Origin of the sequence: Rhodopseudomonas boonkerdii, assembly GCF_021184025.1 — a bacterium.
GTDB lineage: Bacteria > Pseudomonadota > Alphaproteobacteria > Rhizobiales > Xanthobacteraceae > Tardiphaga > Tardiphaga boonkerdii.
This window is the reverse complement of record NZ_CP036537.1, coordinates 4338950-4355359: the sequence shown is the minus strand read 5'-3', so window position 1 is coordinate 4355359 and position 16410 is coordinate 4338950. Positions and strand designations below refer to the sequence as shown.

15 protein-coding genes are annotated in these 16410 nt (G+C 62.2%); 9 read left to right on the top strand and 6 right to left on the bottom strand.

The genetic code is table 11. From position 1 onward, the window contains the following. Positions 1 to 227 precede the first annotated feature (227 nt). Positions 228 to 1199, bottom strand: coding sequence for a uroporphyrinogen decarboxylase (hemE, locus tag E0H22_RS20005; RefSeq protein ID WP_233026443.1), 972 nt, complete (start codon positions 1197 to 1199; stop codon positions 228 to 230). A gap of 263 nt (positions 1200 to 1462) precedes the next feature. Between hemE and hemF the strand changes: the two genes are divergently transcribed. Continuing rightward, positions 1463 to 2344: an oxygen-dependent coproporphyrinogen oxidase gene (gene hemF / locus E0H22_RS20000; RefSeq protein ID WP_233022729.1), complete on the top strand. Its 882-nt coding sequence runs from the start codon at positions 1463 to 1465 to the stop codon at positions 2342 to 2344. A gap of 277 nt (positions 2345 to 2621) precedes the next feature. Here the strand turns inward: hemF and E0H22_RS19995 are convergent, their stop codons facing one another. Continuing rightward, the gene (locus E0H22_RS19995) at positions 2622 to 3290 is read right to left on the bottom strand and encodes a biliverdin-producing heme oxygenase (protein ID WP_233022728.1); all 669 of its coding nucleotides are present in this window, start codon (positions 3288 to 3290) and stop codon (positions 2622 to 2624) included. A 154-nt stretch (positions 3291 to 3444) separates the two neighbouring features. Between E0H22_RS19995 and E0H22_RS19990 the strand changes: the two genes are divergently transcribed. From E0H22_RS19990 to E0H22_RS19980, 3 genes are all read left to right on the top strand, one after another. After that, on the top strand, positions 3445 to 4449 hold the full coding sequence (locus E0H22_RS19990) for a class 1 fructose-bisphosphatase (RefSeq protein ID WP_233022727.1): 1005 nt from the start codon (positions 3445 to 3447) through the stop codon (positions 4447 to 4449). Between the two features lie 217 nt (positions 4450 to 4666). Beyond that, positions 4667 to 4990, top strand: a complete 324-nt coding sequence (locus E0H22_RS19985) for a hypothetical protein (RefSeq protein WP_233022726.1) — start codon at positions 4667 to 4669, stop codon at positions 4988 to 4990. A gap of 189 nt (positions 4991 to 5179) precedes the next feature. Beyond that, on the top strand, positions 5180 to 6892 hold the full coding sequence (locus E0H22_RS19980) for a thiamine pyrophosphate-binding protein (RefSeq protein ID WP_233022725.1): 1713 nt from the start codon (positions 5180 to 5182) through the stop codon (positions 6890 to 6892). A gap of 33 nt (positions 6893 to 6925) precedes the next feature. Here the strand turns inward: E0H22_RS19980 and E0H22_RS19975 are convergent, their stop codons facing one another. Beyond that, positions 6926 to 7561, bottom strand: a complete 636-nt coding sequence (locus tag E0H22_RS19975; protein ID WP_233022724.1) for an alpha/beta hydrolase — start codon at positions 7559 to 7561, stop codon at positions 6926 to 6928. Then, a complete protein-coding gene (locus tag E0H22_RS19970; RefSeq protein WP_233022723.1) occupies positions 7558 to 8499 on the bottom strand; it encodes a ring-cleaving dioxygenase in 942 nt (313 codons plus the stop codon). Before E0H22_RS19970 ends, E0H22_RS19975 begins: the two co-directional genes overlap by 4 nt. 129 nt (positions 8500 to 8628) lie before the next feature. Here E0H22_RS19970 and E0H22_RS19965 point away from each other — a divergent pair, with 129 nt between their 5' ends. Next, positions 8629 to 9537, top strand: coding sequence for a LysR family transcriptional regulator (locus E0H22_RS19965; protein ID WP_233022722.1), 909 nt, complete (start codon positions 8629 to 8631; stop codon positions 9535 to 9537). Here the strand turns inward: E0H22_RS19965 and E0H22_RS19960 are convergent. Further along, on the bottom strand, positions 9534 to 10226 hold the full coding sequence (locus tag E0H22_RS19960) for a Crp/Fnr family transcriptional regulator (RefSeq protein WP_430715172.1): 693 nt from the start codon (positions 10224 to 10226) through the stop codon (positions 9534 to 9536). The genes E0H22_RS19965 and E0H22_RS19960 overlap by 4 nt on opposite strands. A gap of 249 nt (positions 10227 to 10475) precedes the next feature. Between E0H22_RS19960 and E0H22_RS19955 the strand changes: the two genes are divergently transcribed. Both E0H22_RS19955 and E0H22_RS19950 read left to right on the top strand, forming a co-directional pair. Continuing rightward, positions 10476 to 11228, top strand: coding sequence for an ABC transporter ATP-binding protein (locus E0H22_RS19955; protein WP_233022721.1), 753 nt, complete (start codon positions 10476 to 10478; stop codon positions 11226 to 11228). Continuing rightward, positions 11225 to 12748: a permease gene (locus E0H22_RS19950; protein ID WP_233022720.1), complete on the top strand. Its 1524-nt coding sequence runs from the start codon at positions 11225 to 11227 to the stop codon at positions 12746 to 12748. Before E0H22_RS19955 ends, E0H22_RS19950 begins: the two co-directional genes overlap by 4 nt. Here the strand turns inward: E0H22_RS19950 and glgX are convergent, their stop codons facing one another. Further along, positions 12749 to 14854, bottom strand: coding sequence for a glycogen debranching protein GlgX (glgX, locus tag E0H22_RS19945; protein WP_430715287.1), 2106 nt, complete (start codon positions 14852 to 14854; stop codon positions 12749 to 12751). Positions 14855 to 15004: 150 nt separating this feature from the next. Here glgX and rocF point away from each other — a divergent pair, with 150 nt between their 5' ends. Together rocF and E0H22_RS19935 are read left to right on the top strand one after the other, a co-directional pair. Beyond that, positions 15005 to 15967 carry an arginase gene (gene rocF, locus E0H22_RS19940; protein WP_233022718.1) on the top strand — a complete coding sequence of 321 codons (963 nt, stop codon included), beginning with the start codon at positions 15005 to 15007 and terminating at the stop codon, positions 15965 to 15967. Positions 15968 to 16101: 134 nt separating this feature from the next. Further along, positions 16102 to 16383 carry a hypothetical protein gene (locus tag E0H22_RS19935; RefSeq protein ID WP_233022717.1) on the top strand — a complete coding sequence of 94 codons (282 nt, stop codon included), beginning with the start codon at positions 16102 to 16104 and terminating at the stop codon, positions 16381 to 16383. The last annotated feature ends 27 nt before the right edge of the window (positions 16384 to 16410 follow it).

Sequence of the window (16410 nt, the reverse complement as noted above, 5' to 3'; positions counted from 1 at the left end):
AAGACTAACCCTTTTGGTGGCTCTCGAAACAATCTCCGGCGATGTCGGCGCCTTGGTGCCTTATGGGATGCCGTTAAAAATGCAGTTAAAAGTCCACACTTAAGCCAGGGGCAGGGGTGAAGGGCAGGGGCTGTTTGCCATGCGCATGGGAAGCGACGCGCCGCCAGATATGCTCCCTCTCCCGTCTTCACTGCGCTCGTCAGAGGAGGGGACACTGTGGCGGGTGCTTACCCTCGCCAATCCCGCACGCGCTTCACCATCTGCTCCACATGGGCCACCGGCGTTTCCGGCTGGATGCCATGGCCGAGATTGAAGATGAAACGTCCGCCGGCGTAGTTCGCCAGCACGTCGTCCACCGCGCGGTCGAGCGCGGCGCCGCCGGCGATCAGCACCAGCGGATCGAGATTGCCCTGCACGGCGACGCGGCTCTGCACGCGCTCGCGCACGAAGCCGGGCTCGGCGGCCCAGTCGATGCTCACGGCATCGACGGACGTGGCCTCCACATAGGACGGCAGCAGCGCGCCGGCGCCGCGCGGAAAGCCGATGATTTTTGCATCTGGCACCTTTGCTCTGATACCGGCGACGATGCGCCTGGTCGGCTCCACCGACCAGCGCTGGAATTCCGCCGCAGGCAGCACGCCGGCCCAGGTATCGAAAATCTGCAGCACCTCGGCGCCGGCCTCCAGCTGGCGCAAGAGATACTGGATCGAATTCTCCACGATCACGTCGATGATCGCGGCGAAGGCGTCGGGATGCCGATAGGCCATCATCCGCGCCGGGCCCTGATCGGGCGTGCCGCGCCCGGCGACCATATAGGTCGCCACCGTCCACGGGGCGCCGCAGAAGCCGATCAGTGTCACCTGGGGATCGAGGGCGGCGCGCACGCGGCGCAGCGCCTCGAACACCGGTTCGAGCTTTGTGAAATCCGCCGCGCGCGCCAGTGTCGCCACCTGATCGGGCGTGTCGAGCGGATCGAGCCGCGGCCCTTCGCCGGCCTCGAAGCGCACGCTGCGGCCGAGCGCATAGGGGATCACCAGAATGTCCGAAAAGATGATCGCGGCGTCGAAGCCGAAGCGGCGGATCGGCTGCAGCGTCACCTCGGTCGCGAAGTCCGGATTGAAGCAGAGATCGAGGAAGCCGCCGGCCTGTTCGCGCACCTTGCGGTATTCCGGCAGATAGCGCCCGGCCTGCCGCATCATCCACAGCGGCGGTGAGCTCTGGCGCTGGCCGCGCAGGACATCGAGAAAGGGCTTTGCTGGCAGTGCCTTGTCAGACGAGGTCAAAATCGTGTTCCGCAACTGGCCGGGTGAGGGATCTGCGGCCCCTGATACACGCTCGCATCCGGCTTGGCGAGGCGCGGACCACCGGGCCGCGCGCATTCTTGATCCATCGCAAGGTGTCATCGCCTGGAAAGCCGCATATAACGCCCATGAGCAACACGATCCCTCGTCTCAGGACGCCAATGACATCAGAGATTTCACCCGCCATCGAACAGCAGCGCGCCCGCGCGAAGGTCTGGTTCGAATCCCTGCGCGACCGCATCTGCGCCGAGATCGAGACGCTGGAGCGCGAGGCGCCGGCGGCGTTGTTTCCGGGCAGCCCGGCACGGTTCGATTACCGGCCCTGGACGCGCAAGACCGGCAGCGGCGGCGGGGTCGGCGGCTTTCTCTCCGGCGGCCGGCTGTTCGAGAAGATCGGCATCCACACCTCATCGGCGAATGGAAAACTGTCGCCGGAGATGGCGCGCGCGATGCCGGGCGGGGGCAGCCAGCTCGATTACGTTTCCACCAGCATCAGCCTGATCATGCATCCGCGCTCGCCGCGCGTGCCCACGGTGCATATGAACACGCGCTTCCTCGCCACATCGGTGGGCTGGTTCGGCGGCGGTGCCGATCTCACGCCGATGCTGCCCGCGCAGCGCCGTGACGACGCGCCGGACACGATCACCTTTCACGCCGCCATGCGCGCCGCCTGCGATGCGCACGATCCCGGCTACTACGCAAAGTTCAAGGCCTGGGCCGACGATTACTTCTTCCTGCCGCATCGCGGCGTCGCGCGCGGCGTCGGCGGCATTTTCTACGATCAGCTCAGCCATGACTTCGAAAAGGATTTTGCCTTCACGCGCGATGTCGGCGAAGCCTTCCTCGGCGTCTATCCGCGCATCGTGCGGACCCGCATGCAGGAGGCCTGGACCGAGGAGGAGCGCGCGCAACAGCTCGAAACGCGCGGTCTCTATGTCGAGTTCAATCTGCTCTACGACAAAGGCACGATGTTCGGCCTGCAGACCGGCGGCAACACCGAGACGATTTTAAGCTCGATGCCGCCGCTGGTGAGCTGGACGTGATTTCCTTCTCCCCGCTTGCGGGGAGGGCTATCGCATATGATTGCCGAAGCAGCCTGCGGCCATCCTTCGAGACGCTGCCTAAGAAGGCCGCTGCTCTCGCCTGAACGCAATTGCGTTCAGGCTGGGATGAGGGCTGAGGATGGCTCTGTAGAAGACCCTCATGGTGAGGAGCCCGCGAAGCGGGCGTCTCGAACCATGCAGGCCAAGCACTGTCCCCATCCGTGCTTCGCTATACGCGATAGCCCCGCCGCTTGCGGGGCGAGGTTCAGGAAGAAGCTCACCCGACCTTCACACCTTCCATCGCCGCCTGCACCGCCCAGGAAATATCGGTGTTGAGCTGGAACGCCACCGAGCCCTCATCGACGATCGCCTGCGGCTGCGCCGCGCGCTTGCCGGCGTCATCGAGCGCGTTGCGATAGTCGCTCTTCAGCGCGGCGAGGTCGGCATAGGCCGGGAAATCGTAGAAGGTGAGCTCGTTCGGCGCGAGGCCCGGTTTCTTGGCGAGCAGCTTCTTGAGGATCTGGCCGCCGGAGAGGTCGCCGAGATAGCGCGTATAGGCATGGGCGATCAGCCGTTCGCCATCGCCTGTCGCGGCCTCCGCGATCCGCTGCGCATAGGCATTGCCTTCGGGCAGCACCGGCACCTGCGAGACGTCGCCGCCGCACAGCGCGTCGAGATCGGCCTCCAGCGCGGCGGCGCGGTCGAGCCGATAGGCCGCCAGCGCCCCCAGCAGCGGCGTGTCGCGATGCGACGCGAGCCCGGCTTCGAGCGCCTGATAGGCCGGCAGCAGATTGCGCTGCAGCAGGATGTAGCCGTCGCGGCTGGCCTCGCCGCGCAGCATGTCGCGGATAATGCCCGAGCGCTCGGCCTCGGTGTGCAGGGTCTTGGTCGCGCGGTAGAGGTCGGTCACGACGCTGGCTGGCGAAGTGGGCGGGGGCGTCGTCATCGAAGTCTCCGGGATGGGCATGGGCAGAAGGTGGTCGCACCATACCAGCCGCGGGAAATGTCACAAGTTTCCGTGGGTTAGAACGGTTCCAGCCTTGTCGGGCGGTCGCCGGGCGTGTCAGAACCGCCGGCGTAACCTGCCTTCCGGAGACGCAATGACCGCGCCGATCGACCTATTTCGCCATTCTGCCAATTTCGCCGGCACCGACCCTCTCCGCCACGCAGTCGCGGCTGCGGTCGATGCTATCGCGGGGGCGTCCATCGCGATTTCGGATCTGATCGGTCGCGGCGCGCTGGCGGGCATCACCGGCGCCGCGCAGGGCAGCGAGAACGCCGATGGCGACGTGCAGAAGGATCTCGACGTCCGGGCCGACGATATGATCCGCGCTGCGCTGAAGGACGTTGCATGGGGCGCGCTGGCTTCCGAGGAAGCGGAGACGGCGGATGTGCGCGACGGCGGCCTCATCGACATCGCCTATGATCCGCTCGATGGTTCCTCGAATATCGAGACCAATATGACGGTCGGCACGATCTTCTCGATCATGCCGCGCGTTGCCGGCGTGACACCGTTCACTCAACCGGGGAGTGCGCAGATCGCTGCCGGCTTCGTGGTTTACGGCCCGCAGACATCGCTTGTGCTGACGCTTGGCGACGGCGTTCATATCTTCACGCTCGATCGCGATACACGCAGCTACAAGCGCATCCGCGCGAATGTTCAGATCGCAGCCGATTGCGCAGAATATGCCATTAACGCCTCGAACCATCGTCACTGGGAAGCGCCGGTGCGCGCTTTCGTCGATCAGTGCCTTGCCGGCAAGGAAGGCGTGAAGGACAAGAACTACAACATGCGCTGGATCGCGGCTCTGGTCGCTGAGGTCTACCGCATCCTCGTGCGCGGCGGCGTGTTTCTGTATCCGGGTGATGCGCGCAAGGGGTATGGCGACGGTCGGCTGCGTCTCGTCTATGAAGCGCACCCGATGGCCTTCATCGTGGAGCAGGCCGGTGGTGCAGCCACGACTGGTCGTCAGCGCATTCTTGATGTGGCGCCCACGGCAATCCATCAGCGCATTCCGTTGATCATGGGCTCGAAGAATGAAGTCGCATGTATCGAAGCGCTACACCGTGAGGCCGATGGTGTTGCCGTGCAGGCCGCTGAATAACGCAACTACACTTGGGGATATCGGATGGCGGATGACTCGAAGGCTTAGTCCTCCGGCCGACGTATGTGGCGAAGGACGGCGAAGTGCGCTTCGCTCATGCGCCCTACGTATTTCGAGCCATTCAAAGCTACAGGGCTTCTAAGCGCATCGGTCTGGAAAGCAGTTGAGCGACGCTACCTCGCAGCTTAGATAGGCACGGGGTGCAAAGGAAAAGCTCATGCTGCCACAGCCGGTCAAAGCCTCCGATATCACCGACGAAAATTCGGCTCAGGCCTATCTCAACCAGACGATCATGACGACGTTCTGCCGTGTGCTGGACAGTTCGCGCCTGCCACCCGACGTGGTGATGAAGCTGCTGGCCTCCGCGCTCGGGCAGACCTATCGCGAGGTCGCCGCGGCCCATCGTGATGGCGGCTGCCCCTGCGGCTGGCGGCCGCAGCCAGGAATGGATATCGAGGCCCTGCGCGCCTCGCTCGAAGATGCAGCCGTACCGCGCCGCATCGATGATCTGCTCAGCATGACGGCACTTGGCCGCGCCTGATCTGCCCTTATCCTCGGCTGTTGCATCGCAAACCGTCATCGCCGTGACAGGCGAGGGCGGTTTTTTGTCGTCTCACGATCGTCTGATGACACGATCGCGCGGAGTTTGCTAAATTCCTTTAGGCCTAAACTTTTGGCCCGATCCTTGAATGAATGCTGCGACCATCGTTGCCTCCAGCAGAGTGACCGCATGACATCTTCATCCGTCGCGAAATCTGTCCCGGTTCGGATTGCAAACGCTCCTGATTCAAGTCCAGTCTGGCGCATTGTCGCGCGCGCGATCGCCGATATCGGTGCCAAACGCTGTTTCGGTCTCGTGGGCGGTGCCAATTTCAAAGTGACGCTGGCGCTTACCGATCTGGGCGTCGAATTCATCGCCGCACGCCATGAAGGCGGCGCGATGAGCATGGCCGATGTCGCGGCACGGCTGACGCGCGAGCTCGTCGTGGTGAGCTTCACGGCTGGCCCTGGTCTCACCAACGCAATTACGGGAATCGGCGAAGCCGCCAAGAGCGACACGCCGCTGCTTGTGCTCGCCGGCGATGTCGTTACCGGAGACAGACAATCGGCTTTTGCCTTCAATCAGTCCGAACTTGTGCGTGCTGTCGGAGGCGAATGGCGGCAGATTGCCGATCCGCAAACCGCCTATCTCGAAACCTGGAACGCCGCCGCACGCGCGATTAGGGAGCGCAAACCGGTGGTGCTCAGCCTGCCCATCGATGTGCAGGAGATGCCGGTGATGGCGACCATGGGAAAGCGGCATCCGCCGCTGATGCCGCGCCGTTCGCTGAATTCGGATAAACTTGCGGAACTTGTTGCCACCATCCGCTCATCGCGCCGGCCTTTGATCCTCGCCGGTCATGGTGCGGTGGTGGCTGATGCGCAGCCGTTGTTGGTCGAGCTGGGCGACAAGCTCGGTGCGCTACTCGCGACATCGGTTCAGGCGCATGGCATGTTCTCCGGTCATCCATGGAATCTCGGCATCGCAGGCGGCTTCTCGTCTCCTGCTGCGGCTGAACTGATCGCACAGAGTGATGTGATCCTCGCTTTCGGCATGTCGCTGAATATGTGGACGACCAAGAAGGGGCGATTGATCGACGATCACGCTCAACTGGTGCAGATCGATGTGGAGAAAGGGCGCATCGGCAAGCATCGTCCGGTCGATCTCGAGCTCGAAGGCGATGCATCGCAGGTGGCGACGGCGCTGCTCGAGGCACTGGCCGCGGAAGATGTTTCAGGTATTGGCTGGCGCACGCCGGAGATTTCCGCGATCATCGACGGCAAGAGCAATCGCAATGCACCTTACGACGACACCAGTACGCAAGAGCACATCGATCCGCGCACGCTGAGCAAGGCGATGGATGATGTGCTGCCGAACGATCGCACGGTCGTCGTCGACGGTGGCCATTTCGTCGGCTGGGTGGCGCGCTATCTGTCGGTGCCGGATCATCGCGGCTGGTGCATCCCCATCGCGTTTCAATCCATTGGTCTCGGTCTCGCCGGCGCCATCGGCGCCGCGGTGACGCAGCCGGAGCGGCTGACAGTGCTTGCAGTCGGTGATGGTGGCTTCCTGATGTCGATTGCGGAGCTGGAAACGGCGGTGCGACTGAAGAGACGCCTCTGTATCTTCGTTTACAACGACAGTGCCTATAGCGCCGAGGTGCATCACTTCGTGCCGGAAGGTTATTCGGCGGCGATGGCGCAGTTCCCCGTCACCGATTTCGCAGCAATCGCACGAGGCTATGGGGCTGACGGGTGTGTGGTGAAGACGCTGGCTGACCTCGATGCGGTGAAAAGCTGGGTCGCGCAGGGGGCGCAGGGCGTCTTCATCGTGGATGGCCGTATCAATCCGAAGCTGATCGCTGACTGGTATCGGGAGATTTTCGGCTCGGCGAACTTGTAGTCTTATTTAACCTCTCCCCGCATCGTGGAGAGGTTAGGCAGCTGTGTCTCTTGCACGGTTCGTGCTCCGCAACCACTCCTGCGCCACAGTCAGATCCGCCTGCGACAACTGGTGTCCGATTGGCAGAATACGATGCAGCACATCAGCACCGGCGTCTGCTAACGTGGCTGCCAGTCGCTGCGCGTTGCTGGCGGGAATGATCGGATCGAATTTCCCCGAGACGATCAGCACCTGCTTGCCTGCAAGGTTGACCGCAGGCGGACTGCTCAGCGGCACCATCGCACGAAGCAGGATCGCACCAGCCAGAATCTCCGGTCGCAGCAGCAACATGGCCGCAGCGATGTTCGCGCCATTGGAATAGCCGAGCGCAATGGGCGCAGGCAGGCCGTAACGCTTGCGAGCATCGTTGACGAAATCTGCCAGTTCATCGGCGCGGCCACGCACGTCGTCCTCGTCGAACACACCTTCCGCCAACCGGCGGAAGAAGCGTGGCATGCCGTGCTCCAAAACCTGGCCGCGCGGTGATAGCAGCGACGCGCCCGGTGCGACAGCCTGACCTAGCGGAAGGAGATCGTTCTCGTCGCCGCCCGTCCCATGCAGCAGCAGGAGCGGTGTGGCTTCGTGCCGGTTGCCCGGCACAAAGCGATGGATGTGAGACAGATCGGTCATGCCGTCACCTCGTTCGTTGTGAGCGGCGGCAACACGCGCTCGATGTCGCCGCGATGCTTTTCCAGAAAAGCCGGCAGCTTCAGGTGTTCGCCGAGGGACTCGACGGGCTCGTCCACGGCAAAGCCGGGAACATCGGTGGCGATCTCGAACAGCACGCCGCCGGGCTCGCGGAAATAGACCGAGCGGAAGTAGTTGCGGTCCTTTTGCTCCGTCACGTGCTGGCCGTGGACTTCGACGAGCTTGCGGCTCATCTCGGCTTGCTCGGCGTCATCCTTTGCGCGGAAGGCGACATGATGCACCGAACCGCGGCCCTGCCGCCCCGGCAGGAAACCGCCAGCCTCATAGATATCGACCACAGCGCCTTCGCGCGCATCGCCGGCGAGGCGGATGATCGAGCCTTCGCGGGCGACTTCCTTGAAGCCGAACACGTCGGTGAGGATTGCGCTCGTCTTCTCGGCTTTCTCCAGCAGTAGCGTCACGCCATGGAAGCCGCGGATCGCATGTTCTGCCGGGATGTCGCCATTGCTCCAGCCGGCTTCGCTCGCCGCATCGGCTACGCCGACGAGCGCGAGGCTCATGCCGTCCGGATCGGCGAAAGGCAGCACGCTCTCACCAAAACGCTTTTCGAGCGCCTCATGGGCGATGCCCTGTTCGATGAAGCGATGCGTCCAGTAACCAAGTGAACTGGCCGGCACGCGGAACGCGGTCTGTTGGGTCTGGCCGACACCGCCGCGACCGGGCGCGGCATGCTCCCACGGGAAGAACGTCAGGATCGTGCCCGGCCGGCCGGTCTCGTCGCCGTAATAGAAGTGATAGGTGCCGGGATCGTCGAAATTAACGGTCTTCTTGACGAAGCGCAGGCCTAGGGCGCGCGTATAGAAGTCGAAATTGCGCAGTGCGGGCCCGGCGATGGCGGTGACGTGATGGATTCCTGACATGGTTTTGTCTCCGGTGTGGGAGGGCGTTCGTCCTCCGTTGCGGGGATAATTGGGGCGTTCCATTTCAAAGACAATCTGGCTTCTTGTGACATAACTGTCTATGATTTGAGGACAATTGGGAAATAACACATGGATAAACTCGACAGCCTGCGCGCCTTCGTGAAGGTGGTCGAACTCGGAAGCTTCTCGGAAGCGGGGCGGCAGTTGCGTTTGTCGCGGTCGGCCATCTCGAAATATGTCGGCGAGCTTGAGGAGAGCCTTGGCGTTCAGTTGCTGAACCGCACCACGCGCCACGCCAGTCCGACCGAGAGCGGCCAGGCCTATTTCGAGCGCACGCTGACCATTCTCGCCGATCTCGATGCTGCAGATCAGGCGGTGGCGCAGGCGCAGTCGTCGCCGCGCGGGCTGCTGCGAGTCAACGCGCCGATGTCGTTCGGCACGCTCCAGCTCGGACCCGCGGTTGCGGACTTCATGGGGGCGTGCCCGGAGCTACAAATTCAGCTTGTGCTGTCGGACGATCAGGTCGATCCGATGCAGGGTGGCTTCGACGTTACCCTGCGCATCGCCGATCTGGAATCGTCGAGCCTGATTGCACGGAAAATCGTCGCCATCGATCGCGCGGTCTGCGCTTCGCCGGACTATCTACAGAAGCACGGCACGCCCAAGGTTCCCGAGGAGCTGCGCCGGCACGTCTTGCTCACCTACGGCTTTCTGCTCACCGGCAACCAGTGGAAATTCACCGGCAAGGATGGTGATCACTGGATTCAGCCGAGCTGGTCGCTATGCGTCAACAATGCCGAGGTGTTGCGCGATGCCGCAGTGAGAAGCAGGGGCATTGCGCTGTTGCCGACGTTCATCGCGGGCGATGCCCTGCGTGAAGGTTCGTTGAAGCGGATTCTCAAAGGATACAAGGCGCCGCCACTGACGCTTTATGCGATCTATCCGCCGACGCGTCACCTTGCGGTGAAAGTGCGGTTGTTTATCGATTTTCTCGTCGCACGCTTCAGCGGCACCCCGAGCTGGGATGCGGGTCTCTAGGTAGCCTGCTGGGCCAAAACATTGTCGCTGGACATCGCATCGAGCAGCGATTCATGCACCTGAATTTTGGCATCATAGCTGATGAAGCCAAGGCGCCGGAACTTGTTCATGAAGTAGCTGACGCGCGAACGCGTGGTGCCGATCATTTCGGCGAGCGTTTCTTGACTGATATCGATGTCGATGGGCCGACTTCCGTGCTCGCCAAAGCGAGCGAGAATCAACAACAATCGCGCAAGACGCTTTTCGCTCGAGTTGAAAAGTTGATCGACGAGGTCTTCCTCGATGCGGCTGTTGCGCGCCAAAAGGTAAGCCATGAAGAATTCGGCCATGGCCGGTTCGTCGCGCAAGGTTGCCAGCATCGTTGCCTTGTTGATCACTGTGATGGTGCTGTCTTCCATCGCGGTCGCCGTCGACGTCCGCATCGGAATGCCGTTCAGGCAGCACTCGCCGAAGAACTGACCGGGCTCGAGCAGGCCGACCACAGCTTCCTTGCCCTGTTCGGAAATGACCGTGAGTTTGATCCGCCCCTGCAGGATGAAGAACACGGTATTGGCATTATCGCCTTGTCCGAAGATGGTCTGATTCTTGCGATGATCGACGATGGTCTTGCCGGCGCCCGGCGTCGAGAGGAAGCTAGACGCGTCGAAATCGGAAATGGTCGGCATTTTCAGGACGGCGTGCCGTGTCATCATCACGCTCCGGATCCAATCAGGATTGAATCTATTCGAGGTTGCGTTGTTTAGATTGTGTTTTAGGTAATTGTATTTCGATTGTGAAGAGACACCGATGAACAACCGTTTGGCATGATGAATCGATTTGTTTTGATCGGTACATAACTACGCAAACAAGTTCGCTCGGGTCGCAGTTCTGGCGATCGCATTCACCGCGGCGAAACGTCTGCGTTGCATGCTGGTTACGTCAACGCTTGGAGCCAGACGATGATCGCGCGGACGACAGCTCTCGAACTGCGAGGGTTAACGAAACGTTTCGATCGGCTCGCGGTCGATGCGCTCGATCTCACGGTCTATGCTGGCGAGCTCTATGCGTTGCTCGGTGCCAATGGCGCCGGGAAGACGACGACATTGCGCATGGTCGCTGGATTGTTGCCGCCCGATGCCGGCGCGATCCGGATCTCCACGATCGACGCGCTGAAGAATCCCGTCGCCGCCAAGCAGATCACGGCATGGGTCTCTGACGAGCCGATGATCTATGACAAACTGACACCACTTGAATACCTCGAATTCATCGCCGGCCTGTGGGGCTGCGATGCCGCCTCGGCGGACGCTGCGGCACATGAGCTACTAACCTCGCTCGGTCTCGCCGCGCATATGCACGAGCGCTGCGAAGGATTTTCCAAGGGTATGCGCCAGAAGGTGGCGCTGGCCGGGGCGCTGGTGCACGATCCCAGACTCATCATCCTCGACGAACCGCTCACTGGCCTCGATGCGGTCTCCGCACGACATGTCAAGGGCCTGCTTCAAGCACGCGTGCGTAGCGGTTGCACCGTCATCATGACGACGCACATTCTTGAGGTCGCCGAGCGTATGGCGGATCGTATCGGTGTGATTGCGGCGGGGCGGTTGATCGCAGAAGGCACGCTCACCGAATTACGCCAGCAGGTGGGACAAAGCGACACCAGTCTCGAAGAGATGTTCGTCGCGCTGGTTGAAAACGCTCCGGCTGCTGCATGAGCGCGGCGGTCAGCGCCCTATGGTTCGCACGGCATGAGCTTCGGCTCGGCTGGCGCGAGACGGTGAGCATGCTGACAGGCGGCCGCCGGCGTCGGACACGCAGTATGGCGTTCTGGCTGATCGTTCTCGCGATCTTCCTGCACCTGCCAGCCTATGGGGTGGTAGGCCGCTTCGCCGATGTGCAGACACCGCTGGATCAGCAAAGTGCCATCGTCATCACGGCGAGCGTCTTTCTGGCCTGGGCGTTGATCCTGTCACAGGCCATCGAGTCGGTGACCCGTGTGTTCTATGCGCGCGCAGATCTCGATCTTATCGTGTCGTCTCCGGCGCCGCTCACCAATGTATTTTCCGTGCGGATCGCGGCCATTGCGCTGTCAGTCACCGTCATGGCGATAATGCTGGCGACGCCGTTCATCAACGTCCTGGTGATCGGCGGCGGCGCGCGATGGTTTGCTGCATATGGCGTCGTCGTCACCATGGGCCTGTCGGCCTCGGCTGTCGCGATTGCTGTTGCCGTGGGGCTGTTCGAACTCTGCGGTCCGTCGCGCACGCGCATGGTCGCGCAAATCATCTCGGCCGTCACCGGCGCCGGTTTCGTCATCGCGCTGCAAGTGGCGGCGATCCTGTCCTATGGCACGTTGTCACGTTTCGCCGTGCTGACATCGGACGCGGCGGCAGCCATCGCGCCGGATGCGGGAAGTGTGGTCTGGTGGCCGGCGCGAGCGATGCTCGGGGATGTCGCCCTCCTGCTGCCGTTGCTGGCCTCGGGGCTGCTTCTGCTCGGGGTAACCATGGCGTTGTTCTCGCCGCACTTCAGCCGCTACGTCGCGAGCGCGTCGCCGCAGCTGGCGTCGCGAAACAGGGGAGCTTTGCGTCCGTTCCGTACGATGTCGCGCCGACATGCGTTACGCCGCAAGGAATTCAAGCTGCTGTGGCGGGATCCCTGGCTGATGTCGCAAACCCTGATGCAGCTGCTCTATCTGTTGCCTCCGGCCCTGATGTTGTGGCGGAGCTTCGGAGAGGGCGCCGGCGCTTTCGTCGTTCTGGTGCCGGTGATCGTCATGGCGGCCGGACAGCTTGCCGGCGGCCTTGCCTGGCTGACGATTTCCGGCGAGGACGCTGCCGATCTGGTCGCCACCGCGCCGCTGCCGGCGGCGAAACTGCTGGGCGCCAAGATCGAGGTTGTGCTGATCTGCATTGCCGCGATCTTCACGCCGCTGATTGCGGCGCTTGCGCTGGTCTCTTGGCATATGGCGCTCGTTGCCGCTCTTGCGACAGTCGTCGCTGCGGCATCGGCGACGTCGATCCAGCTATGGTTTCGTGTGCAGGCGAAGCGAAGCCAGTTCCGGCGAAGGCAGACATCGTCGCGCATTGCCACCTTCGCCGAGGCATTCTCGTCGATCGGCTGGGCGGCCACGGCGGTGCTCACGCTGCTTGTGCCGATTGCGGGGGCCATCTCCGGCTTGCTCACGGTCGGCATTGTCGCGCTGGCGTGGAAGCTCAGTCCATCGCGCGCGTAATCACTTCTGCAGCGACATCAGCAGTAACGAGCGTCCCGTGACCTGATACATGTTGCCGAACGGGAAAGTCTGGCCGCCCGGCGCATCAGGGATGTTGGTGTCGACCAGAAGTTCCCAGCCCTTGCCGCCAAAAGCTTCCGGCATGGTGAAATCCACCAGCCCCTCGAAGCCGTTGAGAATGAGCAGCATGGTCTGGTCGTCCGCCTGCTTGCGGATGCCGGTCTTCTGTGCGCGGCCGTCGAGCAGCATGCCGAAGCATTTCACATTGCCGTCTTCCCAATGCTCTTGCTGCATCGGCCCGCCATTGGCATTGATCCAGGTGACGTCGCAAACGTCGAGATGCGGATCGTGCTCGCCGGTCAGGAAACGCGAACGGCGCAGCACCGAGCAATCGCCGAGTAGGCCGATCAGGCGCTTGGTGAAAGCGTGCAGGTCTTTGCCGTCCTCGGTCCATGTCCAGTCGAACCAGGAAATCTCGTTGTCCTGGCAATAGGCGTTGTTATTGCCCTTCTGCGTGCGGCCGAATTCGTCGCCGCCAAGCAGCATCGGCGTGCCCTGCGCGAAGAGCAGTGTTGCGAGCATGTTGCGCTTCTGGCGCTCACGCAGCGCGACGATGTCCTTGTTGTCGGTCGGCCCTTCCGCTCCGCAATTCCACGAGCGGTTATCCGACTGACCGTCCTTGTTGTTCTCGCCATTGGCTTCGTTGTGCTTCTCGTTGTAGCTGACGCAGTCGTTCAGCGTGAAGCCGTCATGGGCGGTGACGAAATTGACGCTGGCCCAGGCGCGGCGGCCCTGATGGTTGAACAGGTCGGCCGATGCCGAGAGCCGTGGTGCGAGCGCTGAAACCGGCGCCTCTCCGCGCCAGAAATCCCGGATCGTGTCGCGAAACTTGTCATTCCATTCCGCCCAGCCGGGCGGGAAGCCGCCGACCTGATAGCCGCCGGGGCCGATATCCCACGGCTCCGCGATCAGCTTGACGGTGGTGAGCAGCGGATCCTGATTGACCGCTTTCAAGAAACCGCTCTGTTCGGTGAAGCCATAGACTTCACGAGCGAGAATGGTGCCGAGATCGAAGCGGAAACCGTCGATATGCATCTCGCGGACCCAGTATCGCAGGCTGTCCGTCACCATGCGAATGACATTCGCATGGGAGAGATTGACGGTGTTACCCGTGCCGGTGTCGTTGATGTAGTAGCGCGGTTTGTCCGGCATCAGCCGGTAATAGCTGGCATTGTCGATCCCCTTGAAGGAGAGTGTCGGGCCGAGCTCATTGCCTTCGGCAGTGTGGTTATAGACCACGTCGAGGATCACCTCGAGGCCGCCGGCATGCAGCGCCGCCACCATTTCCTTGAATTCGCGCAACGAATTCGGCACATCCGCGGCGTAACGCGGATCTGGCGCGAAGAAGCCGATGGTGTTGTAACCCCAGTAGTTGACCAGCTTCTTTTTCAGCAGATAGTCGTCGTTGATGAAGGTGTGGACCGGCAGAAGCTCGACCGAGGTGATGCCGAGATCGCAGAGATAATCGACGACGGCCTTGCTGCCGAATCCGGCATAGGTTCCACGCAGCGTCTCCGGCACGTTCGGGTTAAGTTTGGTGAAGCCCTTCACATGCGTCTCGTAGACGATGGTGCGATCCCATGGCACAGGCTGGCGGCCAGCTTCACCGGTCCAGTCGAAATCGCGATCGACCACCACGCATTTCGGCATGAAGGGCGCGGAGTCACGCTCGTCGAAAGTGAGATCGTTACCGGTCTCCATCTTGTATCCGAACACGGCGGGGTCCCATGTCAGCGTGCCCGCATGGGCACGCGCGTAGGGATCGAGCAGCAGCTTGTTCGGATTGAAGCGGTGGCCTTTCTCCGGCTCGTAGGGACCGTGAACGCGGTAACCGTAGAATTGACCCGGGCCGACTTCGGGCAGATAGCCGTGGAAGATTTCGTCGGTATATTCCGGCAGTTCGATTCGGGTTTCCTTGTCGCCGTCGAACAGGCAGACTTCGACCCTGGTAGCGTTGGCCGAGAACAGTGCAAAATTGGTCCCGTTGCCATCCCAATGCGCGCCCAGCGGATAGGGGAGGCCTTCCTCGACAGCTTTGCTCACGATTGCCCCATTCGGTTAAAATGATGAAATGAAACGCGCATTATAACGGCGGGCGTTCGATTGCGTTGCGCTGCGGCACGCGCATTTCGGAGATTATTTTCACGATCCTGCCGCGCCGCGATGACGGGCGCGTGGCGTTTCAGGAGCTGATGCATGAGCCGTTTTCGTTCGAATCGTATTGCCTTGCTCGGGGCGCCGGTGGAGATTGGCGCATCGCAACTCGGCACGCTGATGGGGCCGGATGCGATGCGGACGGCCGGGCTCAAACCGCTTCTGGAAGAGTTGGGCTTCGTCGTCGAGGACCACGGCAATCTCGCCCCGCCGAAGCCGGTGAGCGAGGATCCGCCGCCGGACAATGCGAAACATTATCGTGACATCCAGGCCTATGTTCAGGCGCTCAGTGCACGCGCCTATGGGCTGTCCGCGTCCGGCGCGCTTCCGATCTTCATCGGCGGCGACCATAGTCTGTCGATGGGGTCCGTGAACGGTGTCGCCCGCCACTGGCACGCGCAAGGGCGTGAGCTGTTCGTGCTGTGGCTCGATGCCCATGCCGACTACAACACGCCGCACACCACCATTACCGGCAACATGCACGGCATGTCCGCCGCCTTCCTGTGCGGCGAGCCGGGCCTCGACGGACTGCTCGACAGCGAGCCGCGCGCGGCGATCACGCCCGATCATCTCGACCTGTTCGGTATCCGCTCGATCGATAAGCTTGAAAAGGAGCTGGTGAGACAACGCAAGGTCTCGCTGATCGATATGCGCCAGATCGATGAATTCGGCGTCGGTGTGCTGATCCGCCGGGTTATTGATCGCGTCAAGGCTCGTAACGGCGTACTGCATGTCTCGCTGGATGTGGATTTCCTCGATCCGATTACCGCACCCGGTGTCGGTACTACGGTGCAGGGCGGTGCGACCTATCGCGAAGCTCATCTCATCATGGAGCTGCTCCACGATTCCGGTCTGCTGTGCTCGCTCGATGTGGTCGAACTCAATCCCTTCCTCGACGAGCGCGGCCGCACCGCGCGGGTGATGGTGGAGCTGGTCGGCAGCCTGTTCGGCCAACAGATCACCGATCGGCCGACGCCGACCAATGCCATCACGCCTGCCGAATAGTTGTCTCCGCGCAACGAGCACGCATTTGGTTCCTTTGCGATCGCGGTTTATCGCGTGATTTAGCCACAAAGTGCCGGAACGAACACCGGGACGCCGGATTGCTTCTTCATCGTTACGCAACTGAGGAGCAGGTCATGATCAAACATGTTGCCATTATCGCCGTTGCGGCGGCGGCTATCGGTACGGCACTTCCGGTTACCTCCGCAAGTGCGCAGGAAATCGGCGTGGGCGTGGGGCCGGGCGGTGTCACCGTAGGCGCGGTGGGTCGCGATCGTTACTATCGCGACTATGACCGCGATTACTATCGCGATCGCCGCGACCGCGACGAGACGGTCATCATCAAGCGCAACCGTGACCGCGATCGCGGGTACTATGACGGCGGCGTCGAGCGTCGAACTGTCATCGAACGCTACTAGAATCCGGAGCGTGCGATTCGGCGGCTC

Coding starts and splice junctions, on each gene's coding strand:
- hemE (WP_233026443.1), bottom strand. CDS start 1,199: ATGATGCGGCAGGCCGGGCGCTATCTGCCGGAATACCGCAAGGTGCGC.
- hemF (WP_233022729.1), top strand. CDS start 1,463: ATGACATCAGAGATTTCACCCGCCATCGAACAGCAGCGCGCCCGCGCG.
- E0H22_RS19995 (WP_233022728.1), bottom strand. CDS start 3,290: ATGACGACGCCCCCGCCCACTTCGCCAGCCAGCGTCGTGACCGACCTC.
- E0H22_RS19990 (WP_233022727.1), top strand. CDS start 3,445: ATGACCGCGCCGATCGACCTATTTCGCCATTCTGCCAATTTCGCCGGC.
- E0H22_RS19985 (WP_233022726.1), top strand. CDS start 4,667: ATGCTGCCACAGCCGGTCAAAGCCTCCGATATCACCGACGAAAATTCG.
- E0H22_RS19980 (WP_233022725.1), top strand. CDS start 5,180: ATGACATCTTCATCCGTCGCGAAATCTGTCCCGGTTCGGATTGCAAAC.
- E0H22_RS19975 (WP_233022724.1), bottom strand. CDS start 7,561: ATGACCGATCTGTCTCACATCCATCGCTTTGTGCCGGGCAACCGGCAC.
- E0H22_RS19970 (WP_233022723.1), bottom strand. CDS start 8,499: ATGTCAGGAATCCATCACGTCACCGCCATCGCCGGGCCCGCACTGCGC.
- E0H22_RS19965 (WP_233022722.1), top strand. CDS start 8,629: ATGGATAAACTCGACAGCCTGCGCGCCTTCGTGAAGGTGGTCGAACTC.
- E0H22_RS19960 (WP_430715172.1), bottom strand. CDS start 10,226: ATGACACGGCACGCCGTCCTGAAAATGCCGACCATTTCCGATTTCGAC.
- E0H22_RS19955 (WP_233022721.1), top strand. CDS start 10,476: ATGATCGCGCGGACGACAGCTCTCGAACTGCGAGGGTTAACGAAACGT.
- E0H22_RS19950 (WP_233022720.1), top strand. CDS start 11,225: ATGAGCGCGGCGGTCAGCGCCCTATGGTTCGCACGGCATGAGCTTCGG.
- rocF (WP_233022718.1), top strand. CDS start 15,005: ATGAGCCGTTTTCGTTCGAATCGTATTGCCTTGCTCGGGGCGCCGGTG.
- E0H22_RS19935 (WP_233022717.1), top strand. CDS start 16,102: ATGATCAAACATGTTGCCATTATCGCCGTTGCGGCGGCGGCTATCGGT.